The organism is Methylobacterium sp. AC315, assembly GCF_979253755.1.
Genome location: NZ_CEEDEA010000012.1, coordinates 1 through 24,967, shown reverse-complemented (window position 1 = coordinate 24,967; position 24,967 = coordinate 1). Strand labels below are relative to the sequence as shown.

At 70.5% G+C, this 24,967-nt stretch carries 20 protein-coding genes and 1 rRNA gene; 17 read left to right on the top strand and 4 right to left on the bottom strand.

What is annotated here, in order from left to right; translation table 11 throughout:
* Positions 1 to 103: 103 nt before the first annotated feature.
* The 6 genes from AC0IY0_RS19115 to AC0IY0_RS19090 all read left to right on the top strand — a co-directional run bounded on the left by AC0IY0_RS19115 (position 104) and on the right by AC0IY0_RS19090 (position 8,105).
* Positions 104 to 2,599, top strand: coding sequence for a sensor histidine kinase NtrY-like (locus AC0IY0_RS19115; protein ID WP_471765004.1), 2,496 nt, complete (start codon positions 104 to 106; stop codon positions 2,597 to 2,599).
* Positions 2,596 to 3,960: a nitrogen assimilation response regulator NtrX gene (ntrX, locus tag AC0IY0_RS19110; RefSeq protein ID WP_147907822.1), complete on the top strand. Its 1,365-nt coding sequence runs from the start codon at positions 2,596 to 2,598 to the stop codon at positions 3,958 to 3,960. The genes AC0IY0_RS19115 and ntrX overlap by 4 nt, the downstream gene beginning before the upstream one ends.
* A 240-nt stretch (positions 3,961 to 4,200) precedes the next feature.
* On the top strand, positions 4,201 to 4,452 hold the full coding sequence (gene hfq, locus AC0IY0_RS19105; RefSeq protein WP_007563033.1) for an RNA chaperone Hfq: 252 nt from the start codon (positions 4,201 to 4,203) through the stop codon (positions 4,450 to 4,452).
* 602 nt (positions 4,453 to 5,054) lie between these two features.
* Complete coding sequence (gene hflX, locus AC0IY0_RS19100) at positions 5,055 to 6,476, top strand: GTPase HflX (protein ID WP_147907821.1); 1,422 nt, start codon at positions 5,055 to 5,057, stop codon at positions 6,474 to 6,476.
* Positions 6,476 to 7,798 carry an adenylate/guanylate cyclase domain-containing protein gene (locus AC0IY0_RS19095; RefSeq protein ID WP_471765000.1) on the top strand — a complete coding sequence of 441 codons (1,323 nt, stop codon included), beginning with the start codon at positions 6,476 to 6,478 and terminating at the stop codon, positions 7,796 to 7,798. Before hflX ends, AC0IY0_RS19095 begins: the two co-directional genes overlap by 1 nt.
* 70 nt (positions 7,799 to 7,868) lie before the next feature.
* Positions 7,869 to 8,105: a hypothetical protein gene (locus tag AC0IY0_RS19090; protein WP_147907819.1), complete on the top strand. Its 237-nt coding sequence runs from the start codon at positions 7,869 to 7,871 to the stop codon at positions 8,103 to 8,105.
* Positions 8,106 to 8,192: 87 nt separating this feature from the next.
* On the opposite strand, the gene AC0IY0_RS19085 is transcribed toward AC0IY0_RS19090, so the two are convergent.
* Together AC0IY0_RS19085 and AC0IY0_RS19080 are read right to left on the bottom strand one after the other, a co-directional pair.
* Complete coding sequence (locus tag AC0IY0_RS19085; protein WP_471764998.1) at positions 8,193 to 10,457, bottom strand: TonB-dependent siderophore receptor; 2,265 nt, start codon at positions 10,455 to 10,457, stop codon at positions 8,193 to 8,195.
* Between the two features lie 301 nt (positions 10,458 to 10,758).
* Positions 10,759 to 11,952: an alpha/beta hydrolase gene (locus AC0IY0_RS19080; RefSeq protein ID WP_147941114.1), complete on the bottom strand. Its 1,194-nt coding sequence runs from the start codon at positions 11,950 to 11,952 to the stop codon at positions 10,759 to 10,761.
* 249 nt (positions 11,953 to 12,201) lie between these two features.
* On the opposite strand from AC0IY0_RS19080, the gene AC0IY0_RS19075 reads away from it, so the two are divergent.
* Positions 12,202 to 12,375, top strand: a complete 174-nt coding sequence (locus AC0IY0_RS19075; RefSeq protein ID WP_187193607.1) for a hypothetical protein — start codon at positions 12,202 to 12,204, stop codon at positions 12,373 to 12,375.
* Positions 12,376 to 12,385: 10 nt separating this feature from the next.
* Here the strand turns inward: AC0IY0_RS19075 and AC0IY0_RS19070 are convergent, their stop codons facing one another.
* Together AC0IY0_RS19070 and AC0IY0_RS19065 are read right to left on the bottom strand one after the other, a co-directional pair.
* The gene (locus AC0IY0_RS19070) at positions 12,386 to 14,023 is read right to left on the bottom strand and encodes an acyl-CoA synthetase (RefSeq protein ID WP_471764995.1); all 1,638 of its coding nucleotides are present in this window, start codon (positions 14,021 to 14,023) and stop codon (positions 12,386 to 12,388) included.
* A 141-nt stretch (positions 14,024 to 14,164) separates the two neighbouring features.
* Entirely contained in the window at positions 14,165 to 14,725 is a 561-nt protein-coding gene (locus AC0IY0_RS19065; protein ID WP_147941115.1) for a PAS domain-containing protein, read from the bottom strand.
* A 380-nt stretch (positions 14,726 to 15,105) separates the two neighbouring features.
* Here AC0IY0_RS19065 and AC0IY0_RS19060 point away from each other — a divergent pair, with 380 nt between their 5' ends.
* From AC0IY0_RS19060 to AC0IY0_RS19015, 10 genes are all read left to right on the top strand, one after another.
* A complete protein-coding gene (locus tag AC0IY0_RS19060; protein ID WP_147907815.1) occupies positions 15,106 to 15,753 on the top strand; it encodes a ParA family protein in 648 nt (215 codons plus the stop codon).
* On the top strand, positions 15,737 to 16,057 hold the full coding sequence (locus AC0IY0_RS19055; protein WP_050736065.1) for a ribbon-helix-helix domain-containing protein: 321 nt from the start codon (positions 15,737 to 15,739) through the stop codon (positions 16,055 to 16,057). The genes AC0IY0_RS19060 and AC0IY0_RS19055 overlap by 17 nt, the downstream gene beginning before the upstream one ends.
* Positions 16,058 to 16,614: 557 nt before the next feature.
* The gene (locus tag AC0IY0_RS19050) at positions 16,615 to 17,901 is read left to right on the top strand and encodes a septal ring lytic transglycosylase RlpA family protein (RefSeq protein ID WP_471764992.1); all 1,287 of its coding nucleotides are present in this window, start codon (positions 16,615 to 16,617) and stop codon (positions 17,899 to 17,901) included.
* A gap of 151 nt (positions 17,902 to 18,052) precedes the next feature.
* Positions 18,053 to 19,273 (top strand): D-alanyl-D-alanine carboxypeptidase family protein, encoded by a 1,221-nt coding sequence (locus AC0IY0_RS19045; RefSeq protein WP_471764990.1) that lies wholly within the window; start codon positions 18,053 to 18,055, stop codon positions 19,271 to 19,273.
* Positions 19,274 to 19,283: 10 nt separating this feature from the next.
* A complete protein-coding gene (gene tmk, locus AC0IY0_RS19040; protein WP_147941695.1) occupies positions 19,284 to 19,988 on the top strand; it encodes a dTMP kinase in 705 nt (234 codons plus the stop codon).
* 10 nt (positions 19,989 to 19,998) lie between these two features.
* The gene (locus AC0IY0_RS19035) at positions 19,999 to 21,054 is read left to right on the top strand and encodes a DNA polymerase III subunit delta' (RefSeq protein WP_147941694.1); all 1,056 of its coding nucleotides are present in this window, start codon (positions 19,999 to 20,001) and stop codon (positions 21,052 to 21,054) included.
* Positions 21,055 to 21,224: 170 nt separating this feature from the next.
* Entirely contained in the window at positions 21,225 to 22,814 is a 1,590-nt protein-coding gene (gene metG, locus AC0IY0_RS19030; protein WP_147941693.1) for a methionine--tRNA ligase, read from the top strand.
* A gap of 17 nt (positions 22,815 to 22,831) precedes the next feature.
* The gene (locus AC0IY0_RS19025; RefSeq protein WP_147910710.1) at positions 22,832 to 23,626 is read left to right on the top strand and encodes a TatD family hydrolase; all 795 of its coding nucleotides are present in this window, start codon (positions 22,832 to 22,834) and stop codon (positions 23,624 to 23,626) included.
* Positions 23,623 to 24,441 carry an MBL fold metallo-hydrolase gene (locus AC0IY0_RS19020; protein ID WP_147910709.1) on the top strand — a complete coding sequence of 273 codons (819 nt, stop codon included), beginning with the start codon at positions 23,623 to 23,625 and terminating at the stop codon, positions 24,439 to 24,441. Before AC0IY0_RS19025 ends, AC0IY0_RS19020 begins: the two co-directional genes overlap by 4 nt.
* 461 nt (positions 24,442 to 24,902) lie before the next feature.
* A 16S ribosomal RNA gene (locus AC0IY0_RS19015) occupies positions 24,903 to 24,967 on the top strand; the annotation flags it as partial.

Below are 24,967 nucleotides of genomic sequence, written 5' to 3'. Positions count from 1 at the left end.
CGGGGTCAAGCAGGATGCTCTGCGGCGGAATGGATCACCGGTCGCCGCCCTGACGCCGCGATTCGTATTAATTCCGCCACACTGTTGTGGCCCTGCACCAGTCATGCCGTTCCTGCGACGCTCAAAGCCTGTGGAAGGCCCTGCGCCGGCCCCCGAGGGGGCTGCACCGTCGTCCGCTGAGCCGCCGGGCGAGGGGGCAGGCGATTGGGCGGGCGAGGATACCGCGGGGGATGCGGGCCAAGAGGCCGCATCCCAAGAAGCGGCATCCCAAGCAGCATCCCAGGAGACCACACCGGATTCGCCGCAGTCCCAGGAGCTGAGCACGCCGCTCGCGGAATCGCTGCGGCCCGGGCCGCGCGGGCCGGGCTGGATCGGCGCCGCCGTGGTGGTGACCGCGCTGATCTCGGCGCTGGCGACCTTCCTGATCCTGGCCGGGGTGATCCGGGTGACCCCGACGCCGGCCTACGGCGTCACGCTGCTCGGCATCAACGCCGTCCTGGTGCTCGGGCTGGTCTTCGTCATCGCCTGGGAGGCGCGGGTCTTCCTGCACGCCCGCAAGGCCAACGCTGCGGTGGCCCGGCTGCACTCGCGCATCGTCGGCCTGTTCTCGCTGATCGCGATCCTGCCCACCGTGCTGCTGGCCGTGGTGGCGTCGGTGACCATCGACCGGGGCCTGTCGCTCGGCTTCACCGACCGGGTCCGCGACGTGGTGCTCAAATCCGTCGAGGTGGCCGACGCCTACCAGGAGAACCAGTGCCAGTCGCTCGCCCGGGAGATCCGCATCCTGGTGGACGACCTGACCCGGGCGCGCCCGAACTTCGACCGGGACCGGGCCTGGTTCGAGAACTTCCTGACCACGCGGGCGACCAATCTCGGCCTGCCGGTGGCGCAGATCATGCGCGGGCCCACCGACGTGGTCGCCCGGGCCAAGATCGACGTGCTCAAGCAGGTGCGGCTGCCCTCGGCGGCGGCCTTCGAGGAGGCGGCGACATCGACCGACCCGATCTGCCTGCTGCCTTCGGAGGGCCGCGTCTTCGCCGCGCTCCTGCGGATGCCGGCCTACGACGACGCGGTGCTGATGGTGCAGCGGGAGGTCAGCCAGCTGGCCATCGAATTCCCGGGCGTCTCCCGAGCGGCGGCGGCCGAGTACCTGACCTACGATTCGCTCCGGCGCTCGATCCAGATCACCTTCGCGTCGGTGTTCCTGCTGATCGCCCTGATCGCGCTGCTGTCGGCGGTGTGGTTCGGGATGAACTTCGCCAACCGGTTCGTGGCGCCGATCCGGCGGCTGATCAACGCCGCCGACCAGGTCGCGTCCGGCAACTTCTACGCCCAGGTGCCGACCAAGAAGACCAGCGGCGACCTGGCCCATCTCGGCGAGGCGTTCAACAAGATGACGCAGGAGCTGCGCCGCCAGCATACCGGCCTGATCGCCGCCAACGACCTGATCGACACCCGCCGCCGCTTCACGGAGGCCGTTCTGTCGGGGGTCTCGCCCGGGGTGATCGGCCTCGACGCGGCGGGCTTCGTCACCATCGCCAACCCGGCCGCCGAGCGGATGCTCGACCTGGAGAGCGAGACCCTGATCGGCCAGCCGCTGGCCCGCGCGGTGCCGGAGCTCGCCCCCGTGCTCGCCGAGAGCGAGAACCGCCCGCGCGCCCTCCAGCAGCAGCAACTCCAGCTCACCCGGTCGCGGGGCGAGCGCACCGTGACCGTGCGGGTCACGAGCGAGCAGGCCCAGGGGACGTCGCGCGGCTCGGTGGTGACCCTTGACGACATCACCGACCTCGTCCAGGCGCAGCGCAGCTCCGCCTGGGGCGACGTCGCCCGCCGCATCGCCCACGAGATCAAGAACCCCCTGACCCCGATCCAACTCTCCGCCGAGCGCATCCGGCGCAAGTACGGCAAGGTCATCACCGCCGACAAGGAGGTGTTCGACCAGTGCACCGCCACGATCGTGCGCCAAGTGGACGAGATCAAGCGCATGGTCGACGAGTTCTCGGCCTTCGCCCGGATGCCCAAGCCGGCCATCGCGCCGAACGACCTCACAGAGATCGCCAAGCAGAACCTGTTCATGATGCGCGTGGCGCACCCGGACATCGACTTCGCGTTCTCGGCGCAGGGCGGGGCGGGCAACGCGGAGAAGATCGTGGCGGCCTTCGACATCAGGCTGCTCAGCCAGGTGATCACCAACATCCTGAAGAACGCCGTCGAGGCGGTGGCCGAGGTGCCGGCGGACGAGCTCGGCAAGGGCAAGATCGCGCTCGGTCTCGCGGTCGAGGACGGCTTCGCGGTCATCACGGTGACCGACAACGGCAAGGGTTTTCCGGTGGAGGGGCGCCAACGGCTGCTCGAGCCCTACATGACCACACGCGAAGGTGGCACCGGGCTGGGACTTGCTATCGTCAGCAAGGTGCTTGAGGAGCACGGCGGCGGGATCGCGCTGAACGACAACCCCGCCGGCCGTGGCGGGCAGGTGCAGATGCGGGTCCCGCGCGAGCACGGGCCCGAGCCGTCCGGCCCCGAGACCAGCCCCGTCACGACAGAGGAGAAGGGCGCCGCACCGACGGCCCCCCGGATCGCGGAGATGCACGCATGAGCGCCGATATCCTGATTGTCGACGACGAGGCCGACATCCGCGACCTCGTGGCGGGCATCCTCGACGACGAGGGCCACCGCTGCCGCACGGCCGGAGGCTCCGACGAGGCGCTCGCCGCCATCGAGGCGCGCCGGCCCCACCTGGTGTTCCTGGACATCTGGCTGCAGGGCTCGCGCCTCGACGGCCTGCAGGTGCTCGACCTGATCAAGGCCGCCAATCCCGACCTGCCGGTGGTGATGATCTCGGGCCACGGCAACATCGAGACCGCGGTCTCGGCCATCAAGGCGGGGGCCTACGACTTCATCGAGAAGCCGTTCAAGGCCGACCGGCTGATCCTGGTGGCCGAGCGGGCGCTGGAAGCCTCCCGGCTCCGGCGCGAGGTCCGCGACCTGACGGCGCGCTCCGGGAATCCCAACCGCATCGTCGGCGGCTCGCTGGCGATCAACCAGCTCCGCCAGACCATCGACCGGGTCGCGCCGACCAACGCCCGGGTGATGATCACCGGGGCGCTGGGCTCCGGCAAGGAACTCGCGGCGCGCAGCCTGCACAAGGCCTCGGCCCGCGCCAACGGCCCGTTCGTGCTGCTCAACGCGGCCGCGATCCTGCCCGAGACCATGGAGGCGGAGCTGTTCGGGGTCGAGGGCGAGTCCGGCCGACGGGTCGGTGCCCTGGAGGAGGCCCATGGCGGCACCCTCTACCTCGACGAGGTCGCCGACATGCCGCGCGAGAGCCAGAACCGGATCCTGCGCGTCCTGGTCGACCAGAATTTCCAGCGCGTCGGCGGCACCACCCGGGTCCACGTGGATGTCCGGATCATCTCGTCCTCGTCGCGGGATCTGGCCGAGGAAATCGCCGCGGGCCGCTTCCGCGAGGACCTGTTCCACCGGCTCTCGGTGGTGCCGGTGCGCGTGCCGGCCCTGTCGGAGCGCCGGGAGGACGTGCCCGAGCTGATCCAGTTCTTCATGGACAACATCTCGTCCCAGACCGGCCTGCCCAAGCGCGTGATCGCCGAGGACGCGATGGCGGTGCTCCAGTCGCACAACTGGCCGGGCAACGTCCGCCAGCTCAAGAACAACGTCGAGCGGCTGATGATCCTGACCCAGGCCGACCCGGACCAGGAGGTCACCTCCGAGATGCTGCCCTCCGAGATCGGCGCCCTGGTGCCGACCACCCCGGGGGGGGCGGGCGGCGAGAAGCTGATGAGCCTGGCCCTGCGCGAGGCGCGCGAGATCTTCGAGCGCGAGTATCTCGTGGCGCAGATCGCGCGGTTCTCGGGCAACATCTCGCGCACCGCCGAGTTCATCGGGATGGAGCGCTCGGCGCTGCACCGCAAGCTGAAGTCCCTGGGCATCGGCCCGTAGCACGCCGGGCCGAGAGGGGGCGGAGACGGGGGACGAACCGTGAAACTGAAGCCGATCCGTCACGGATCGGGCGGAACGGGGCTTGCTTGCCCCCGGGCTTTCACGCCGTCATGCTGTAGACTCGGTCCGTGCGGGATGATCGGACGATCCCGCACGTGACGGCCCCAACCACGTGACAGATTCCGACGTCGCGTACCCAACCCGAGCCTTTCGCGCCGGGACAACAAAAAGGCAAAAAAGATGGCGGGCGAACGCGCACAAAACCTTCAGGACACGTTCCTCAATCATGTCCGCAAGAACAAGATCCCGCTGACCATCTTCCTCGTCAACGGCGTCAAGCTCCAGGGTGTGGTCACCTGGTTCGACAATTTCTGCGTGCTGCTGCGCCGGGACGGCCATTCGCAGCTCGTCTACAAGCACGCGATCTCCACGATCATGCCGGGCCACCCGGTGCAGCTGTTCGAGCCGGACGAGACCGCCGAGAAGGCGTGATTGTCTTGTGGGGGAGGGCGGCTTTGCCTGTCTTCCTCTGTGGACTTGCGGAGTAGGCTGGCGGATCGACAGATCGCGTTCCGGATCATGCCAAGGCTGGAGAGGGCGCCTAGAGCGCCCGCCGCCGACGTGGAGGCCGGTCCGGCGTAAGCGAGCGCGTTACATCAAGGCCTTAGAGCTGGCCCCGATCGCATTGTGATCGGGACCAGCTCAAGCCCGGAGATGACAGGCGCCATTCCTCTCCCCTCTGCTCCTCTCCCCTCTGCGGGGATGGGCCGGCCGTCAGCCCGGCTCGGGTCGGGACGAAGTCCCGCAAGGGGGCAGCGCGACGGTTCGTGATTTCACGCCGGACACTGCCTTTCCGGAAGCGTTGCTTCCCTCTTCCGACCCGCTTCGCAGGCATCCCTCCTCCGCAGGCGGAGGACGAGGAACACGGAGTTTCCCGGTCGAACGGGCTCTCCGATCCCAACCTCTCGAATCCCGGCATCTTGAAGCCCGGCATCTTGAAGCCCGGCACCTTGGCCCGGCCCCGCCCAATCCCCATCTCGAAAATCCGAATTCTCGAACGAAGCTGCCGGCGCGCGGGCGGCGTTAAAGGTTGCATGAGTGAGACGCTGACGTCCGGCGAGGCCCGGCTCCAGGCACAGGCCGCGCCCGAGGGCGAGATCGCCGCGGCGACCCACACCTTGGTGATCGGGCCCTATCTGGCCCGCGGCGCCCCCGGGCCCGGGGGACCGGGTCACGGGCCCGCCCAGCCGACCCGCTCGGTGGAGGCGCGCCTCGACGAGGCGACCGGACTCGCCGCCGCGATCGAGCTCGACGTGGTCGAGAGCCTCGCGGTCAGCCTGCCGCGCATCCGCCCCTCGACCTATCTCGGCAAGGGCCGGGTCGAGGAGATCGCCGGAATGATCCGGGCCGGCGAGATCGGTCTCGTGGTGATGGATTGCGCGCTCTCGCCGGTGCAGCAGCGCAACCTCGAGAAGGCATGGGGCGCCAAGGTCATCGACCGCACCGGCCTGATCCTCGAGATCTTCGGCCGGCGCGCCTCGACCCGCGAGGGCACGCTTCAGGTCGAGCACGCCCACCTCGCCTACCAGAAGTCCCGCCTCGTCCGGTCCTGGACCCACTTGGAGCGCCAGCGCGGCGGCTTCGGCTTCCTGGGCGGCCCCGGCGAAACCCAGATCGAAGCCGACCGGCGCATGATCCAGGAGCGCATGACCCGGATCGAGCGCGACCTCGACGCGGTGGTGCGGACCCGCGGCCTGCACCGGCAGAGCCGGGCCCGGGTCCCGTACCCGATCGTCGCGCTGGTGGGCTACACCAATGCCGGAAAGTCGAGTCTGTTCAACACCCTGACCAGCGCCGAGGTCACCGCCAAGGACATGCTGTTCGCCACCCTCGACCCGACCGCGCGCGCGACCAAGCTGCCCCACGGCGAGACCGTGATCCTGTCGGACACGGTGGGCTTCATCTCCGACCTGCCGACCGCCCTGATCGCGGCGTTCCGGGCGACCCTGGAGGACGCGATCGAGGCCGACGTGCTGCTGCACGTGCGCGACGTCAGCCATGTCGATTCCGAGGCCCAGGCCGAGGATGTCGGCGAGGTGCTGCGCGAGCTCGGCATCGAGACCACGGCCGAGCGGATCATCGAGGTCTGGAACAAGTCCGATCTGCTCGACGACGACGAGCGCACCCGGCTGATGAACCTCAGCGGCCAGGCCAAGGCCCGCAACGACCGCGACAGCGACGCGCCGGTTCTGGTCTCGGCGCTGACCGGGGAGGGGCTCGCCGCGCTCACCGCCCGGATCGAGGCGCGGATCGGCCGCCACCGGACGAGCTTCGCGGTGTCGCTGCCCCCCGAGGACGGGGCGGCGCTCAACTGGCTCTACGAGAACGCCGAGATCCTGGACCGGCGCGCGGAAGCCGACGGCACCGTGCACCTCGCGATCCGGATCGCCCCCGAGAAGGAGCCGCGCTTCCTCAACCGCTTCAGCGCGGCCCGGCGCCTCGACCGGGGCGCGTGATGGCCACGGGCGGCGCCCGGACCCAGCCGCTCTGCGCCCCCAAGCCCGCCCGGGACCTCTCTGCGCGCAAGGCGGAGACGAGCCAGGACGACGCTGCGGTCCTGCGCGCCATGCAGGCGGGCGGCGGGCTGCGGCTGCTCGGGCTGCGGATCGTGATCGTGCTGGTGCTGCTGATGGCGGCCCAGGCTTATGACGGCTCGCTGCACGCCTTCAGCCACTGGTTCATCCTCGGCCTCTACGGCGTCGGCACGATCTGGTTCGGGCTCGGGGAGCGGGGCGGCGGCCCCGCGGCGGCGGCCTACAGCTGGGCCGGGACGCTGCTCAACGCCGGGCTCGCCGTCTACGTGATCATCGAGCACATGCTGGCCGGCGGCGGGGCCGGCCTCGGCGCCGACGCGGTGAGCCGCCTGCCGGCCTTCCTGCTCCTGCTCCAGACCGGCCTGAGCATGCGGGTCGCCCAGACCCTGCTGTTCTGCGGGGTGGTGACGGCGTGCTGGAGCGCGGCCTTCCTGGTCGGGCTGGCCGATCCCGGGCTGTTCCCGGGGCCGGATTCGTTCCCGACCGCGCAGGTCACCGGGCTCGCCACCTTCGTGGCGGCCGGGCTGCTCGTGGTCGACGGCATGACCCGCCTGCGCGAAGCGGTCACCCGGGCCCTGCGCATGGAGCACGAGCGCGCCCAGCTCGCGCGCTTCGTGCCCGACACGGTCGCCCTGGACCTCGCCGCGGAGGACGCCGACGCCGCCATGGGCATCCACCGGCGCCATGCCTGCCTGATGGTGCTGGACATCCGCGGCTTCTCCCGGTTGAGCCGGGAGCATCCGCCCGAGGCGATGGTGACGGCCCTGCTCGCCGTCCGGGCGGCCGCCCAGGCCGCGGTGGCCGAGCAGGGCGGCCTCGTGGACAAGTATGTCGGCGACGCCGTGCTGGTGCAGTTCGTGGTCGGCCGACCGCGCGCGCAGGCCCGTGCGGCGCTGGCCTGCGCCCTGTCGCTCCAGGACCGGATCGCCGCCCTCAACGAAGCGCGGGCCGAGGCGGGGATGTTCACCCTGCGGGTGGTGGTCGCCCTGCATGCCGGCGACCTCCTGGTCGGCGTGTTCGACGACGGGGTGCGGGCCGAGTACACCGTGCTGGGCCCCGCCATGAACGCCCTGTCGCGCCTCGAGGCCCGGGCCAAGGCCGCCGAGCTCGAGATCGCCGCCTCGGGGGATTTCCTGGATCTGCTCGGAGGGCCGCTGCCATCGCGCATCCGGGCGGTCCCGGTGCCGGACGCGAAGGACGTGCAGCCCGCCCTGTTCGCGATCGTGGAGGGTCCGGCCGCCTGACGGCCCGGAACTTGCGCATCACTGATCCGTTCGGTCGGCGCGGCGCAGGGTCGCGAAGGGACCGGACCCCATGAACAAGATCCTCCTCGGCGCGACCCTCGCGCTCGGCCTCGTCCTGGGCGCCGCCAGCCCGAGCCTCGCCGCCCCGGGCGACGGCCTCGACCGGAACGCTGCCGCCACCGGCAACGGCAATTTCGGTGGCATGCACCGCGGTGCCCGGATGTCCTCCCGGGGCGTGATGCGGAGCCGCCATCACATGATGCGCCGGCACCATCGCCGCCACATGATGCGCCGCCACGGCCGCTGAGCCCAGGCCTTCCGCATCGCGGCTGGCTCGGTCGCCCCGCCTTCACGATCCCGCCGCGCGTGACTCAGGCCACGCGCGGCCCGCGTCTCACCACTTGTAGCTCACGCTCGCCAGGACCCGCCTCGCGTCGCCGTAGAAGCAGGAGGTCGAGGTCTGGCAGGACGAGACGAAGCGGCGGTCGCCGATATTCGTCGCGTTGACCTGCAGGCGCCAGCGCTCCCAGTCGTAGTGGACCTGCGCGTCGAACAGCACGTAGTCCGGCACCCGCAGGGTGTTGCCGACGTCGGCGAAGGACCGCCCGACGTAGCGCACGCCACCACCGAAGCCGAAGCCGCGCAGGTCGCCGTTCGGGATGGTGTAGTCGACGAACACGTTGGCGAAGTTCTCCGGGATGTTGACCGGGACCTTGCCGATCAGCTCCGGGCCGCCCCGCTCGTTGGTCAGCCCGTAGATCGTGTACGAGGCCGCCACGTTGAGGCCCTCGGCCAAGCTCGCGACCAGCTGGGCCTCGAAGCCTGTGGACCGCACCTCGGCCAGCTGGGCGTTGAACAGCGGGTTGCCGGGATTGGCGGTCAGCACGTTCTGGCGGTGGATGTCGAAGCCCGCCAGGGTGAGGAAGTAGCCCTGGCCCGGGGGCTCGAACTTGACGCCGCCCTCCACCTGCTTGCCGGTCTCGGGCTTGAAGGTCTGGTTGTTGATGTCGGTGCCGATCAGCGGCTGGAACGTGGTCGAGAGGCTGACATAGGGGGCGAGCCCGTTGTCGAAGTTGTAGATCAGTGCGGTCCGGTAGGTCGTGCCGTTGTCGCTGCGTCCATTGTTGCCCAGACCGTTGTTGAGCTTGTCGACCACCCGGTTGTCCGCGAAGTCCTGGCGGCCGCCGACCAGCAGGGTGAGCCGGTCGGTGACCTTGATCTGGTCCTGCAGGTAGAGGCCGAGCTGCTTGAACGCGTCGGAATTGATCAGGTACGGCGACGGCGTCCCGGTGGGCAGGCCGTAGACCGGGGCCAGGATGTTCAGGTCGCTCGCGGGGAACAGCGACGCCTGGTTGTCGTTCAGGCGGTAATCCTTGTAGTCCAAGCCCATCAGCAGGTCGTGACGGAAGTATCCATCGAAGAACCGCGCCTCGGCCTGGTTGTCGACCTGGAACAGGTTGACCTTGGCGCTGTCGCGGAACTGGTAGCGGGCGAGCAGCGTCTGGGCCGGGTTGCTGTAGCCGAGCTGGCCGATATCCGAGTTCTGGAAGCTCTTGAGGAACGAGTACCGGAGGTTCTGCCGGAAGGTCCACGTCTCGTTGAAGTCGTGCTCGAACTCGTAGCCCAGGAACGCCTGGTCGCGCTGGAAGGTGTTGAAGCCGGCATCGCCGACGTTGAGCGAGCGCGGGATCCGAAGCCCGGAGGCGTTGGGCCGCACGGTCCCGAGATACGGCAGGAAGTTCGACGTCACCGCGGTGTTGTCGTGCTGGAAGCTCGACAGGAAGGTGAAGCGCGTCGCCCCGTCCGGCTTATAGGTGACGGCCGGTGCGATGTAGAAGCTGTCGTCCGGGGCGCCCTCGACCTGCGTCCCGCCCTGGCGGCCGTAGCCGGTCAGCCGGTAGAACCAGTGGCCCTCCTGGTCGGCCGGGCCGCCGAAGTCGAAGGCGGCGTATTTCTGGCCGAACGAGCCGCCGCCGACCTCGGCATAGCCGAACGGATCGAGCGTCGGGCGCTTGGTGACCTGGTTGACGATGCCGCCGGGGCTGCCGGCCCCGAACAGGACCGCGGCGGGGCCGCGCAGCACCTCGATGCGCTCGAGCCCGAACGTGTTGGTCTTGAAGTAGCCGAAGCCGTAGTTCAGCTGCTGCAGCCCGTCCCGGTAGATGCCGAAATCGCTCACCACGAAGCCGCGCAGGGTGAGGTAGTCGATGCGCGAATCCGCGCCGAACACGCCGCCATAGGCCCCCGCGACGTACTGGGTGGCCTGGGTCAAAGTCTGGGCGTTCTGGGCGTCGAGCTGCTGGCGCCCGATCACGGTGATCGATTGCGGCGCCTCGATCAGCGGGGTGTTGGTCTTCGTCGCGGTGTTCGAGCGCTTCGCCACGAACCCGTCGATTGGGCCGGTCGGGCTCTCCACGCTGCGCGAGGCCGTATTGGAGCGCCCCGCCTGGACCGGGCCGCCCCCACGGCTCTCGACGCTGATCTCGTCGAGCTGCACGCTGCCCCCGGCGGGTGGATTGGCGATGCCGCGGCGCGGCGGCGTCGCGTCCTGGGAGAGGGCCGGGACGACCTGCGCCAGAACGGCCAGGGAGGCGCCGGCCAGGAAGGCGCCGGCGCGGCGGGCGCGCAGGGCGCCGGGACGGGGGTGAACGACTGGCATCTGACTGGGCCCTGCACGACGCTTCGGGCAGCCGCCCGCATGCGCCGGGACGGGCCCGGCGGGGCTGCCCCGCTCTTTAGAATTGTGATAAACTGCTGTTATTATTGAGGTTTCTACAACTTTCAGTACGAGCCGCCACGCTTGGCCGCAAGCGGGTCGCGCGCGGAAGGCGAGTGCTGTTGCGGTTTCAACACGCAGCGATGGAGGGGCCGCCAGAGCGGGGAGGGCGCTGTCGCCGACGCTGCGGCGGAAATGCCTGTGGACGCCGGGGGATGCGCCGCGGCGCCTGATCCCGAGGCGGCTACTTCACGCGGCCCGCGATCCAGGCGGCCACGGCATCCGCCACGGCGTCGCTGTTGGACTCGAGCATCACCATGTGGCCGTTGCCGTGAAGGCCCCGCTCGGCCAGCCGGATCGCGTCGGGCTTGGCGCCGGCCTGGGTCAGGAATGCGACCGTGCAGGCATCGTAGGTGGCGTGGAACGAGGCCTCGGCGGTCACCAATGCGGCCGGCACCTTGGCGAGGTTCGGCAGGGTCCGGGCCGGCTCGGCCTGCAGCCAGCAGCGGATCTGGCCCTCCGCCGCCTTGGGATCGGATCCTTTCGCCTGCTGCGCCACCATCAGATCCTCCGGCGCCTTGACCGGCGGGTCGAAGGTCAGGGGCATGCGGGTCAACCCATAGGCGCGGGCGCGGCCGTCGCCGGACTTCTCCCAGAACTCCTTGCCACCGCGGAACTGCACGTCGAAGAAGGGCGGCCCGTTCGGCTCCACGGTGACGTGGGCCTTCACCAGATCGGGCCGCGCATCCGAGGCCGCCCAGCCGAACAGGGCGCCCTGGCCGTGCGTGAGCAGGATTGCCGGCCCGACCTTCTCCAGGAGCGCGAGCAGGGCCGGGGCGACGAGTTCCTCGGTCTGCTGGCTGTTGGCCAGGAACGGGACCTGGCTGGCGAAGAACTGGTCGAACCCGGCATTGCCCTGCACCCCGGTACCGCCCGGCCATTGCGTGTGGAGCTTCGCCTGCGGGAACAGGTCGTAGACCTCCGGTGCCGTGTAGGTCTTCTCGAGGGTGCGGGTGCCGAGCCGGTCGTAGGGGCCGTAGACCTCCGGGTTGGTGCCCGAACGCCCGCGTCCGACCTGATCGACCACGTAAACCTGATAGCCCTTCTCGACGAAGCGCTGCACCCAGCCGGGCCGGCCGTCCGGGGTGGCCAGGAAGTTCACTCCGGTCTGGGCGAGACCGTGCACCATCACCACCGGGTAGGGCTGGGTGATCTCGGCCGGCGCACGCGCCTGCACGAACATCTGGCCGACCATCACGGTCTTGTCGCCGAGCTTCTGATACCGCCCGCCGATGTAGAAATAACTCGCCCGGGTGACCGGCCCGGGGGCGGGCGCCTCGGCCCGCACCGGCAGCGCGGCCAGGATCGTGCCCTGAACGGCCAGCAACGCTCCAAAAATGCGGCCCGCGATCCCCGCAGCGATCCCGTTACCGGCCATACGTCCCTCCCCGGATGCGCGTCGCATCGCGCGGGCTTATTGCGGGAATCGGGGCGTACGGCCAGCACCTCCGGTTGACGCAGGATCCGGCCCGGTAACGGAGAGCCCGAACCCACACGCATGCCAGGCCCACCACGGCGACGCTGGTGAAAGCCCGGCCGCGCGCCCACCTTCCTGTCATCGCAGGCGCCGGGATCGGCGCCCCTCGCCCGGTCAGCCCGCGGCGAGACGAGCTAAGGACGTCACGCCGTGGACCCCGCTACCGCCAAGATTCTGGTTTCCGCAGCCCTGGTCGCCTCGATCGCCCTGTTCAGCCTCATGTCGATCCAGGCCTTCATCGCCCAGGTCGCGTCCGATCTGCGTGCCGCCAAACCCGTGCGCGCCACGGTCCGCGCGGAGCCTCGGCAGCCCCCGCAGGCCTGAATGAGGCCGCTCAGGCCTCGTCCTGACGGGCCCGCTCGCGCAGGATGAATTTCTGGACCTTTCCCGTGGAGGTCTTCGGCAGGTCGCCGAAGATCACGTGGCGGGGCAGCTTGTAGGCGGCCAGCCGCCCGCGGCACCACTGGATCAGTTCGTCGGCGCTGGGCGACGCGCCCGGCTTCAGCTCCACGAAGGCGCAGGGCGTCTCCCCCCATTTCGGGTCGGGCTTGGCCACCACCGCGGCGGCCGACACCGCCGGATGCTTGAACAGCGCGTCCTCCACTTCGATCGACGAGATGTTCTCGCCGCCCGAGATGATGATGTCCTTCGAGCGGTCCTTGAGCTGGATGTAGCCGTCCGGATGCTTCACCCCGAGGTCGCCGGTGCGGAACCAGCCGCCCTTGAAGGCGGCCTGCGTGGCCGCCGGATTCTTGAGGTAGCCGCGCATCACCACGTTGCCGCGCATCATCACCTCGCCGATCGTCGTGCCGTCGGCCGGCACCGGCGCCATCGTGTCCGGGTCGCGCACGTCGAGCGCCTCGAGGACCGGGTAGCGCACCCCCTGGCGGGCCTTCTTGGCCGCCCGCTGGTCGGCCGCGAGCGCGTCCCAATCCGCGTTCCAGGCGTTGACCACGGCCGGACCGTAGCTCTCGGTCAGGCCGTACAGGTGGGTCACGTCGAACCCGGCCTCCGACATGCCGGCCAGCACCGCCTCGGGCGGCGGGGCGGCGGCGGTGAAGAACGCGACCCGCCGGGGCAGCTCCCGGCGCTCGGCATCGGGGGCGTTGATCAGCATCTGCATCACGATCGGCGCACCGCAGAGATGCGTGACCCCGTGCTCGGCCATCAGCCGGTACATCGCCTCCGCGCGGACCTGGCGCAGGCAGACATGGGTGCCGGCCACGATCGACAGGGTCCAGGGGAAGCACCAGCCGTTGCAGTGGAACATCGGCAGCGTCCAGAGATAGACCGGGTGCTGCCCGAGCCCCCCGGTGATGACGTTGCCGAGCGCCAGCAGCGCCGCGCCCCGGTGGTGGTAGACCACGCCCTTCGGATCGCCGGTGGTGCCCGAGGTGTAGTTCAGCGTGATCGCGTCCCACTCGTCGTCGGGCAGCGCCCAGTCGTGCTCCGGGTCCCCGCCCGCCAGGAACGCCTCGTAGTCGGTCTCGCCGAGGCGCGCGCCGGGGCCGTCGTAATCCGGGTCGTCGACGTCGATCACGAACGGTTTCGTCGCAAGACCCTCGAGGGCCGCAGCGGCGGTCTTCGAGAACTCGCGATCGGTGATCAGCACCTTGGCCTCCCCGTGCTCCAGGCAGAACCGGATCGCGGCGGCGTCGAGACGGGTGTTGAGGGTGTTGAGCACCGCCCCGGTCATCGGCACGCCGTAATGGCACTCGACCATCTCGGGGGTGTTGGCCAGGAACGCCGCCACGGTATCCCCGCGGCCGAGCCCGCGCCGCGCCAGCGCCGACGCCAGGCGCCGGGCGCGGGCGTAGAGGTCCCGGTACGAGCGCCGCAGGGGGCCGTGGACCACCGCGACCTGGTCGGGAAACACCCGCGCCGCCCGGTCGAGATAGAGCAGGGGGGTCAGCGGCTGGTGGTTGGCCGGCACACGGTCGAGATCGCGGTCGTAGATCGTGTCGCGGGCCATCGGAATCCTCCCGGCAAAGTCTTGCCGGGACCGTAGCTTGGGGGCGTGGGCGCGATCAATCGCACTTCGACCCTGCGCACGGGCTCGGGCGCGGCATCGTCTTGGGCCGAATGCCGGAACCCATCGTTCGGGGCGTTGCGCTCAGTGGCGCGGCTCGTCCTCGGGCTCCGGCAGGAACCGGGCGAGCTCGAAGCCGATCTCGATCATCAGGCGCTCGATCCGCTCGACCAGCGCCGGCCGCTCCAGGACGTGGGCGAGGTCGCGCAGGGCGATGACGTGCTCGGCCATCCGGTTCACCACCCGCTCGCTCTGCACGAGGTTGGCCGCCTGCACCTCGGTCCGGTCGATGGCGATGCCGCGCCCCTGGAGCGTGCGGCCCGAGGGATCGCGGTCGATCCGGCCGCGCATCAGCAAGGTGCGGACGCCGGTGCGGGTGTCACGGGTGCGGAACTCCGCCTCCAAGGTGCCGCCGGTCTCCGACACCGCGTGCAGGTAGCTCTCGATCCGGATGCGGTCCTCCGGATGGGTGCGGTCGAGGAACGCCGCGAGGGACACCCCCGTGGCGGCCGCCACCGGGTCGAGGCCGAGCAGCCCCGCCAGGGAGCCCGAGAGCGCCAGCCGATCGGCCCAGTGATCGTGGACCCACGTCCCGACCACGCCGGAGGCGTCCAGAACGGATTGCGGGATCGGGGCGTCGGCCATGCCATTCCTCGCCGGGGTTTCGAACGCCGCCAAACCTGAGGTTATAAAATCCATCGCAGCTCCGGCGCCGGCTACCTTGACGCTACGGCATCCTAGAGCTGCTGAAAAGGCCGTTCCGGAACAAGACTGCCGACATATGAACCTGAGGTTTAGATTGCATGCGATGACCGAACACCCTGACCCGATCCGGCGGTGCACCGGCGGCAGGACATCTTAACGCCTCGTTAACCATGTCGGACGCACCGTGCCGCTCGACATCCTTGGGTCACAGGATCGCGGCAGCCCGTGATTGCGCACCTGAGGTTGCCCGACGAGGGCGCGGCATTCGTGAATGCCAGCGCTTCCGGCGGATGCGCGGGGCCTTCTGGAGGATGCCCAGGATGAAAGCCATCACCTTCGTCACGCAGAAGGGCGGCAGCGGCAAGAGCACGCTGTGCATCTCCCTGGCGGTCGCCGCCCGCGAGGCGGGCCACACGGTCTGCATCCTGGAGATGGACCGCCAGGCCACGATCTCGGATTGGCTGGACCACCGCACCGCCGACGGTCCCGAGGTCGCGCAGATCGACGCGACGCAGATCGACGCCGTGATGGAGCGCCTGCGCGACTCGGCCTACGACTACGTGTTCATCGATACGCCGGGGGTCGATTCAACCGGCACGCTCTCGGCCATCCGTGCGGCGGACCTGTGCATCATCCCGTGCCGGCCGACCCCGGCCGACCTGCGGGCGTTCAAGCCGACGCTGGCGGCGGTCTACCGGCTCGAAAAGAAGTTCGCCTTCGTGCTGAACCAGACCCCGCCCCGCTCCTACCGGGTCCGGGACGCAGCCGACGGGCTGGCGGTGCTCGGCATCCTGCCGGACGTGAACATCGTCGCCCGCACCGACCACCAGGACGCGATCGGCCTCGGCCAGGGCGTCACCGAATTCAACCCCAAGGGCCAGGCCGCCGGAGAGGTCCGGCGCCTCTGGTCGTGGATCGAGCGCCGCACGCAGTCGCTGAAGACGGGCCGACATGTCCAAGCCGCCTAAGCTCAGCCTTGCGGCGATCGTCGCCTCGGCGAACCCGCCGGACCGGCACGCGGCCCGGCCGCAGGGCGCCGAGATCGTGACCCTGGCGCTGGCGCCCCCGGCGGCGAAGCCCGCCGCCACGCTGAAGCAGCGCGCCCGGCAGATGTCGGTCTACCTGGAGCCCCCGGTCTACGACCAGCTCCGGGACCTCGCCTATGCCGAGCGGACCAAGATGCACGCCCTGATGCTGGAAGGGCTCGACCTGCTGTTCAAGCAGCGCGGCGCCCGCTCCATCGCGCAGCTGACCGACACCCCGCCGCGCTGACCCCGGCGAGGCTCAACCCTGCCTCCGCACAGGGTCCCGAACGCGATCCGTGCAGGGTGTTTGCAGAGGCAGCTCTGACAACAACCCCGTCATCGGGGCCGCGCAGCCAAGCCCCGAAATGACGGGGCGGATGCCGATGCGTCCTCGGACATCCGGGATCCGTAGCGGGTCGCCCGTTTCCGTGCAGACCCTTCGGCAGCCACCCGGGCGATGGATGCGCCCGGGCCATCAGGCCGGTCCTGCGCGCTCTCGACCGCCCGGCGCCGCTGGCGCGGGTCTTTTCGGGCAGCGCAATGCGAGCACCTCGAGAGCGCCCGGTCTTGATTACATAAACCTCAAAGCATCCATTTATCAGAGCCTTGCTGGCAAATCCTGATGTGGCACGCGAGGTTTTAGAGCGGCTCGGCTGCAACGCCTGAACCGCGACAGCCGACATCGTTCAGGCTTCCTTTACGCGACCGCTACAATTCTGGGTGGACTGGCTGAGCCCTTGGGGCGCGGCCGGTGCCGGCCCGTTTCCGGGCCGTTGTCCCGCGTCGCGTTTGGTGAACCCCGATATGGTGCGCACGACCCTTCCCCGGCCTGCGCGCCTCGCCCTGCGGCTCTTGGCCGTCTCGGGCGTGGCCCTGGCCACGGCCAACTGCGCCACCAATCCCCAGCAGCAGAAGCTCAGCTCCGGCAACGGCATCGACCCGAAATACGGGGTCAAGGCGAGCCCGCGCCTCTACAACGAGGGCGACGTGATCCCGAAGGGCGGCGGGCGCCGCTACACCGGCAAGCCCTACGTGGTGGCCGGCCAGACCTATGTGCCCAAGGAGGATCCCCGCGGCTACGTGCGAGAGGGCTTGGCCTCCTGGTACGGCTCGGCCTTCCACGGCCGCATGACCGCCAACGGCGAGGTGTTCGACCGCCACTCGATCGCGGCCGCCCACCCGACCCTGCCGCTGCCGAGCTACGCCCGGGTGACCAACCTCGACAACGGCGCCTCGATGATCGTGCGGGTCAACGACCGGGGCCCCTACCATGCCGGCCGCGTCATGGACGTCTCCGAGGAGGCGGCCGAGGCCCTGGGCTTTCACCGGCGCGGCACCGCGCGGGTGCGGGTCGAGTATGCCGGCAAGGCCGCGGTCGCCGGCAGCGACGACCGCAAGCTGCTCGCCAGCCTGCGCACCGACGGGCAGCCGGCCGGCCGCTCGACCGTGATGATGGCGGATCTCGGCCCCTCGGAGGAGCCTGAGCGCTACGCCCGCTCGGCCGCCGAGCCATTGGCCTTCAAGCCGCCCCCCGAGCGGGCGCAGTCCGACGAGGCCCCGGCGTCGCGGCCCGAGCGGCCGGCCCCGGTGCGCGCTCCGATCGTGCTCGCCTCGGCCGCCATGCGGGTACCGGCGGCCGTCCAGCCGACCGCCCAGAAGGTGCGGGATTTCCGGCCCGCGCCGATCCAGGTCGCCGAGCATGCGGGGGCCGGCGCTAAAGGCGCGAGCCTCAAGGGGGCGGACCTGAAAGTCGCGGGCCTCAACCCGGCCCAGGGTCACGGCGCGGCCGCGAAGACCGCCGTCGCCGCCGGCCGGCCGGCACGGCCCGGAACGCCCGCCCCGACGAAACTCGCCGCGGCGGCCCCCGCGGCGCTGCCGGCCTCGGCCAAGTCCACCCTGGCGCATCTGGCCTCCGGCGCCGCCAAGGGGTCGACGATGCTCGCCTCCAAGACCGCGGCCCCGGCCTCGGCCAAGGCGGCGGTGCCAACCAAGGTCGCGGCGGCCGCGAAGGCTCCGGCCCCTGTGAAAGCCGGGACCCCCACCCGGACGGCGTCGGGCGGGGGGCATGCCCGCCTCGCCGGGATCTATTGAGGGCAGCCCCGGCGCGTCCCGGACGGCACGCCGTTCCGCAATGCGGCATTTCGCGTTCGATCCGGCGCTGAAACCGTAATATGGTCACGCTTGTTATCCGGATGCGGCGGGAGTTTCTCCGGCCGGGCGGCAGGCGCGGGACGGACCGGTGATGCGCAGGACCCTTCTCACCCTTCTGGCGGCCGCTTGCGCGCTGGGCGCCGGCCTCGCGGGCGCGACCGCTCAGGGCTTCCAGACGGCGGCCCCGCACGCGATCCTGATCGATGCGGATTCCGGCTCGGTGCTGTTCGAGAAGGCCGCCGACGAGCGGTTCTCCCCGGCCAGCATGGCCAAATTGATGACCACCGACATCGTGTTCGAGGCGCTGAAATCCGGCCGCCTGGCGATGGATACGGAGTTCACCGTCACCGAGGACGCCTGGAAGCGGGGCGGGGCGGGCGGCGGCGGCTCATCGATGTTCGCCCAGGTCAACAGCCGCATCAAGATGTCGGACCTGCTGCGCGGGCTGATCGTCCAGTCGGGCAACGACGCCGCGATCACCATCGCGGAGAACATGGCCGGCACCGAGGATTCCTTCGCCGGGCTGATGAACCGGCGGGCCAAGGAGATCGGGCTGACGAATTCGACCTTCCGCAACGCCACCGGCTACTCGGCCCCCGACCAGAAGGTCACGGCCCGGGACATGGCCAAGCTCGCGATCCACCTGATCGACACCTACCCGGACCTGTACAAGATCTTCGCCGAGAAGGAGTTCACCTGGAACAAGATCCGCCAGCAGAACCGCAACCCGCTCCTGGCGCTCGACATCGGCGCCGACGGGCTGAAGACCGGCTACCTGGAGGAATCCGGCTACGCGCTGACCGGCTCGGCGGTGCAGAACGGCCAGCGCCTGGTGCTGGTGATCTCGGGGCTCAAGACCGCCCGGGACCGGGCCTCCGAGGCGCGCAAGCTGATGGAATGGGGTTTCCGCGCGTTCGAGACGCGGCAGATCTTCGGGGCCGGCGAGACGGTCGCCGACGCCTCCGTGTTCGGCGGCCAGGCGGGCTCCGTTCCGCTGGTCTCGAAGAAGCCGGTGCGGGTCCTGCTGCCCCGCGGCTCCAGCGACCGGGTCAGCGCCAAGGTGGTCTATACCGGGCCGCTGATGGCCCCCGTCGAGGAGGGCCAGCAGGTCGGCACCCTGCGGATCCAGCGCGGCGACACGGTCGCCCTCGACCAGCCGCTCTTCGCCGGCGCGACGGTGGAGCCCGGCACGCTGTCGCAGCGGGCGATGGACGCGGCGCTGGAGTTCGGTACCAGCCTCGTGCGCAAGGCCTTCGACCGCGTCGGCAAGAAGGACGCGAAGTCCGGCGAGCGTACGGCCGATCCGACGTGATTGGACGCCCGTGATCGTGCCAGGCTTCGAGGACGCTTCGCAGCGAACCTTCATCACCTTCGAAGGCGGGGAGGGCGCCGGCAAGTCGACCCAGGTCGCCCGCCTGGCCGCGACCCTGCGGTCCCGCTCGGGCCGGGAGGTCCGCGTGACCCGCGAGCCCGGCGGCTCGCCCCGGGCCGAGGAAATCCGCGTGGCCCTGCTCGGCGGCGTCGCCAAGCCCTACGGCCCCTTCGCGGAGGCGCTGCTGTTCAGCGCAGCCCGGATCGACCACCTCGACCGCCTGATCCGCCCGGCCCTGCGCCGGGGCGAGATCGTGCTGTGCGACCGCTTCATCGACTCGACCCGGGCCTACCAGGGCGCGGCGGGCGGCCTCGACCCGGCGGTGATCGCCGCCCTGGAGCGGGTCGTGGTCGGCCCGACCCGGCCCGACCTGACCCTGATCCTCGATCTGCCGCCCGAAGCCGGGCTCGCCCGTGCGGCCGGGCGCAGCGCCGGGACGGGGCAGGGGGCCGACCGGTTCGAGGCGGAATCGCTGGCCTTCCACACGCGGCTGCGCGACGCCTTCCTGGCGATCGCCCGGGCCGAGCCGCAACGTTGCGCGGTGATCGATGCCGGTCGCGACCCCGATGCGGTGGAAGCCGCGATCCGCGCCGCGGTGGCCTCCCGCCTGCCGGGCCTGCTGCCGCTCAAGGAAAGCCGCGGCGATGCCGCCTGACCCCCGCGCCATGAAATTGGCAGACCGCGCCGCCGACGACGTCGAGCCCGGCGACCTCCCCGGTATCGCGCGCCCGCGGGAGACCCGGGCGCTGGTCGGCCACGCGGCCGCGGCGGCCGCCTTCGCGGAGGGAATCGCGGCGGGGCGCCTGCACCATGCCTGGCTGATCGGCGGCGCGCCCGGGATCGGCAAGGCGACGCTGGCCTACCGGGTCGCCCGCCGCCTGCTGGCCTATCCCGCCGGCGGCGGGCCGGCCGGGCTCGATGTGCCGGACGAGAACCCCGTCGCCGGCAAGGTCGCGGGCCTGTCGCATCCGAACCTCGTGGTCCTGCGCCGCCACCGCACCGTCGGCGCCAAGACGCTGCCCACCAAGATCTCGGTCGACATGGTCCGCCGGGCCCTGGACCTGTTCGCCTCGACCGCCACCGATTCCGGCTGGCGGGTCTGCATCCTCGACAGCGCCGACGACCTCAACGCCAACGCGGCCAACGCCCTGCTCAAGGTCCTGGAGGAGCCGCCGCCGCGCGCCCTGTTCCTGATCCTGGCCCACCAGCCCGGCCGACTGCTGCCGACGATCCGATCCCGCTGCCGGGTGCTGATGCTGCGCCCGCTGGCGCCCGAGGCGGTGGCCCAGGTGGTGCGCGGCCTGCCCGAGCCGTTCCCGCAGCCGGAGGAGGCCGCCCTGGCCCGGGCGGTCGCCCAGTGCGAGGGCTCGGTCGCCCGGGCGCTGGCGATGCTCGACCCGGTCACGGCCGGCCTCGTCGCCGAGGTCGAGACCCTGCTCGCCCGGGCGCAGACGCCCGATTGGGGCCGGGTGCTCAAGCTCGCCGAGACCCTGGCCGGGCGCGACGCCGAGGTGCGGTTCGAGGCCGCCCAGGACGCGGTCCTGCGCTTCGTCTCGGCCGAACTCGACCGCCGCCGGAACGAGCCGCCCGCCCGCCTCGCCGCCCTGGTGGACGTCGCGGACCGGTTCGGCCGCGCCGCCCGGGAGGCGGCGATCTACAATCTCGACCGGCGCCCGGTGGTGCTGTCACTGTTCGGCGATCTCGCCGAGGCGGCCTCGTAACCCCTCTGCGCGCCGGGACGACCAGGGCGCTGCCCTGGACCCGCAAAAGGTCCCGGATCGTCTGGGGTCACGATCGTCCGCGCGGTTCCCGATCCCGGCGGCTGTTGCGTCCCCGCCGCTGCCGCGCGACAACGCGGGCAACCTCCTGCGATGATCCGGAACACCCCGACGTGACGTCCAACGCCCCGGCGCACTCCAAAAAAACCTTCGGCCTCTCGACCGCGATCTCCTACCCCAACGGCGCGCCGCATATCGGTCACGCCTACGAGGTGATCGCCGCCGACGCCATCGCCCGCTTCCACCGGCTCGACGGCTACGACGTGCTGTTCTCCACCGGCACGGACGAGCACGGCCTCAAGATCCAGCAGGCGGCGACCCGGGCCGGCACCAGCCCGCGCGCGTATGTCGACGGCACCGCAGCGCGCTTCCAGGCGATGGCCGACCGGATGGACTGCGCCTACGACCGCTTCATCCGCACCACCGAGCCCGGCCACTACGAAGCCGCGCAGGAGATCTGGCGGCGGATGGAGGCCAACGGCGACATCTACCTCGACACGTATGCCGGCTGGTACTCGGTGCGCGACGAGGCCTATTACGACGAGGCCGAGACCCGCCTGCTCGAGGATGGCAGCCGCCGCAGCCTCGCCACCGACACCCCGGTCGTGTGGATGGAGGAGGAGAATTTTCTCTTCAGATTGTCCGCCTATCAGGACCGGCTGCTGAAGCTCTACGAGGACCAGCCCGACTTCATCGGCCCGGAAACCCGAAGGAACGAGGTGGCGAGCTTCGTGCGCTCCGGCCTCAAGGACCTCTCGGTCAGCCGCACCAATTTCGACTGGGGGGTACCGGTGCCGGGGCATCCCGGCCACGTCATGTATGTCTGGGTCGACGCCCTGACCAACTACCTGAGCGTCACCGGCTTCCCCGACGCGGAGAATCCCCTGAAGAAGTTCTGGCCGATGGACCTGCACGTCATCGGCAAGGACATCGTCCGGTTCCACGCGGTCTACTGGCCGGCCTTCCTGATGGCGGCCGGGCTGCCCCTGCCCAAGCGCGTCTTCGGCCACGGCTTCCTGCTCTCCAAGGGCGAGAAGATGTCGAAGTCGCTCGGCAACGTGCTCGACCCGTTCGAGCTCGCTGACACCTACGGGGTCGACCCGGTGCGCTACTTCGTGCTGCGCGAGGTGCCGTTCGGCGGCGACGGCAGCTACAGCCACGAGGCGATCATCGGCCGGATCAACGCCGATCTCGCCAACGACCTCGGCAACCTCGCCCAGCGCTCGCTCTCGATGGTCGCCAAGAATTGCGACGGCGCGGTGCCGGATCCCGGGGCCCTGCCGGGTTCCTTGGACGCGGCCGATCGCGCCCTGCTGGCCCAGGCCGACGCTCTCCCGGACAGGGTGCGGAGCCTGATGGGCGATCTCGCGCTCCACAGCGTCCTGGCCGAGATCTGGGCGGTGGTGGCCGAGGCCAACCGCTACTTTGCCGGGCAGGAGCCGTGGCGCCTGCGCAAGTCCGATCCGGCCCGGATGAACGCGGTGCTCTACACGACGCTGGAATCGCTGCGGGCGTTCGGCATCCTGGTCCAGCCGTTCGTTCCGACCGCGGCCTCCAAGCTCCTGGACCTGCTGGCCGTTCCGGCGGACCGGCGCAACCTCGCCGATGCGGGGGAGGGCGGACGCCTGGTACCCGGCACGGCGCTCCCCGCCCCGGCTCCGGTCTTCCCGAGGTTCGAGCGGCCCGAAGCGCCGGCGGCCTGACAGCGATCCGAGACACGATGCTGATCGACAGCCACTGCCATCTGGATTTCCCGGATTTCGCCGCCGACCTGCCGGGGGTGATCGCCCGTGCCCGGGAGGCGGGCGTCACCGGGATGCTGACCATCTCGACCCGGGTCGCCCGGGCCGGGACCTACCGGGCGATCGCCGAGGCCCACCCCGAGATCTGGTTCACCGTCGGCACCCATCCGGACGGGGCCGCCGAGGAGCCGGATGTGCCCGCCGAGACGATCGCGGGCCTCGCGCGCGCACATCCCCGCTGCGTCGGGATCGGCGAGGCCGGGCTCGACTACCACTTCCCCGACGGCGCCCCCGAGGCCGTGCAGGAACGGGTGCTGCGCGCCCATATCGAGGCGGCGCGCCTGTCCGGCCTGCCGCTCGTCATCCACGCCCGGGATGCCGACGAGCACATGGAGCGGGTGCTCACCGACGAGATGGGTCGGACGCCGTTCCGGGCGGTGCTGCACTGCTTCTCGTCGGGCCGGCGCCTCGCCGAGGCCGGGCTCGAGCTCGGGCTGTCGATCTCGTTCTCCGGCATCGTCACCTTCCGGCGCGCGCACGCGTTGCGCGACATCGCCCGGAGCGTGCCCCTCGACCGGATCCTGGTGGAGACCGACGCGCCGTTCCTCGCCCCCGAGCCGCATCGCGGGCGCACCAACGAGCCGGCCTACACCGCCGACACCGCCCGGACGCTGGCCGAGACCCTGGGGCTGTCCGCCGAGGACTTCGCCCGGATCACCACCGCGAATTTCTTCACCCTGTTCGACAAGGCTAAACCCGGGGAGGCAGCGTGACGACTTCGGAGGATGCGCCGGCAACGCTGACTCTGCGCATCCTCGGCTGCGGCTCCTCCGGTGGGGTGCCGCGGGTCGCCAGCGGCTGGGGCGCCTGCGATCCGGAGGATCCGCGCAACCGCCGCCGCCGCTGCTCGATCCTCGTCGAGCGTGAATCCGGGGGAGGGCGGACCAGCCTGCTGGTCGATACCTCGCCGGACCTGCGCGAGCAGCTCATCGACGCGGGCGTGCGACGCCTCGACGGCGTGCTCTACACCCACGCCCATGCCGACCACACCCACGGTATCGACGACCTGCGCCCGCTGGTGATCGCCATGCGGGGGCGCATCCCGGTCTATGCCGACAGCCTGACCCGGTCGCTGCTGACCACGCGGTTCGGCTACTGTTTCGAGACGCCCCCCGGCAGCGCCTATCCGCCGATCCTCGATGTGCGCGACCTGCCCGATGCGCTCAGCCTCGACGGGCCGGGCGGTGCGATCACGGCCGAATCGCTCCTGGTCGAGCACGGTACGGAGGCCGCCCTCGGCTTCCGCTTCGGCCAAGCCGCCTACATCCCCGATGTCAGCCTGATCCCGGAGGCGAGCCTGGATCGGCTCCATGGTCTCGATCTCCTGATCATCGACGCGCTGCGTGACACGCCGCATCCCACGCACTTCTCCGTCGCGGACGCCCTCGCGCTGATCGAGACGGTCCGGCCCCGGCGCGCCGTGCTCACCAACCTCCACACCGACCTCGACTATGCGGCGCTGGCAGCGCGCCTGCCGGAAGGGGTGGCCCCGGCCTATGACGGCATGAGCCTGAGCCTCGACGACTGAACCGCCCTTCGCGGGGGGGGGCGAATCGGGCGTCACACGGCCGTCGCCGCCGGAGTCCAAGAAAATCGGCTCCGCCCCGGAACAACCCTGTTGACGGCGCGGATAGCGCTGCGTATACACCGCTCATCGGCGCCGGCCGCGGAAGTGGCCCGGGCGCTGAGGCATCTTCTGACAATTCAGCGGGATTGGCCGGCTTAAGCGCCGGGCGATCGGCTGTCTGTCTCTGGTAGGCGGGTCTGCGGATCTGATCGACCGGTCTTTGACATTGTTGGATTTGAGGAAGGGAGACGCGGACGGCGTTTGTCCTTGCGGCTGGAGCTTTGGCTTCGGCAAGTGAGAGACTAGTGCCGATCGTCGTGTTTCTCTTTTTGAGCTCACCGACCGGGTCGCGCTGTGAAGCGCTGCTTGGTCGATTGTGAGGCTCCGTCTGAGAACTACGTGATCGGCCAGATCAATCTCTTCAACGTGAGAGTTTGATCCTGGCTCAGAGCGAACGCTGGCGGCAGGCTTAACACATGCAAGTCGA

Excerpts from the sequence above, each read along its gene's own strand:
- AC0IY0_RS19090 (WP_147907819.1), top strand. The coding sequence starts at position 7,869 with ATGAACAAGATCCTCCTCGGCGCGACCCTCGCGCTCGGCCTCGTCCTG.
- AC0IY0_RS19025 (WP_147910710.1), top strand. The coding sequence starts at position 22,832 with ATGCTGATCGACAGCCACTGCCATCTGGATTTCCCGGATTTCGCCGCC.
- AC0IY0_RS19055 (WP_050736065.1), top strand. The coding sequence starts at position 15,737 with ATGTCCAAGCCGCCTAAGCTCAGCCTTGCGGCGATCGTCGCCTCGGCG.
- AC0IY0_RS19050 (WP_471764992.1), top strand. The coding sequence starts at position 16,615 with ATGGTGCGCACGACCCTTCCCCGGCCTGCGCGCCTCGCCCTGCGGCTC.
- AC0IY0_RS19115 (WP_471765004.1), top strand. The coding sequence starts at position 104 with ATGCCGTTCCTGCGACGCTCAAAGCCTGTGGAAGGCCCTGCGCCGGCC.
- hfq (WP_007563033.1), top strand. The coding sequence starts at position 4,201 with ATGGCGGGCGAACGCGCACAAAACCTTCAGGACACGTTCCTCAATCAT.
- AC0IY0_RS19080 (WP_147941114.1), bottom strand. The coding sequence starts at position 11,952 with ATGGCCGGTAACGGGATCGCTGCGGGGATCGCGGGCCGCATTTTTGGA.
- AC0IY0_RS19035 (WP_147941694.1), top strand. The coding sequence starts at position 19,999 with ATGAAATTGGCAGACCGCGCCGCCGACGACGTCGAGCCCGGCGACCTC.
- AC0IY0_RS19045 (WP_471764990.1), top strand. The coding sequence starts at position 18,053 with ATGCGCAGGACCCTTCTCACCCTTCTGGCGGCCGCTTGCGCGCTGGGC.
- ntrX (WP_147907822.1), top strand. The coding sequence starts at position 2,596 with ATGAGCGCCGATATCCTGATTGTCGACGACGAGGCCGACATCCGCGAC.
- AC0IY0_RS19060 (WP_147907815.1), top strand. The coding sequence starts at position 15,106 with ATGAAAGCCATCACCTTCGTCACGCAGAAGGGCGGCAGCGGCAAGAGC.
- AC0IY0_RS19095 (WP_471765000.1), top strand. The coding sequence starts at position 6,476 with ATGGCCACGGGCGGCGCCCGGACCCAGCCGCTCTGCGCCCCCAAGCCC.
- AC0IY0_RS19065 (WP_147941115.1), bottom strand. The coding sequence starts at position 14,725 with ATGGCCGACGCCCCGATCCCGCAATCCGTTCTGGACGCCTCCGGCGTG.
- AC0IY0_RS19085 (WP_471764998.1), bottom strand. The coding sequence starts at position 10,457 with ATGCCAGTCGTTCACCCCCGTCCCGGCGCCCTGCGCGCCCGCCGCGCC.
- hflX (WP_147907821.1), top strand. The coding sequence starts at position 5,055 with ATGAGTGAGACGCTGACGTCCGGCGAGGCCCGGCTCCAGGCACAGGCC.
- AC0IY0_RS19070 (WP_471764995.1), bottom strand. The coding sequence starts at position 14,023 with ATGGCCCGCGACACGATCTACGACCGCGATCTCGACCGTGTGCCGGCC.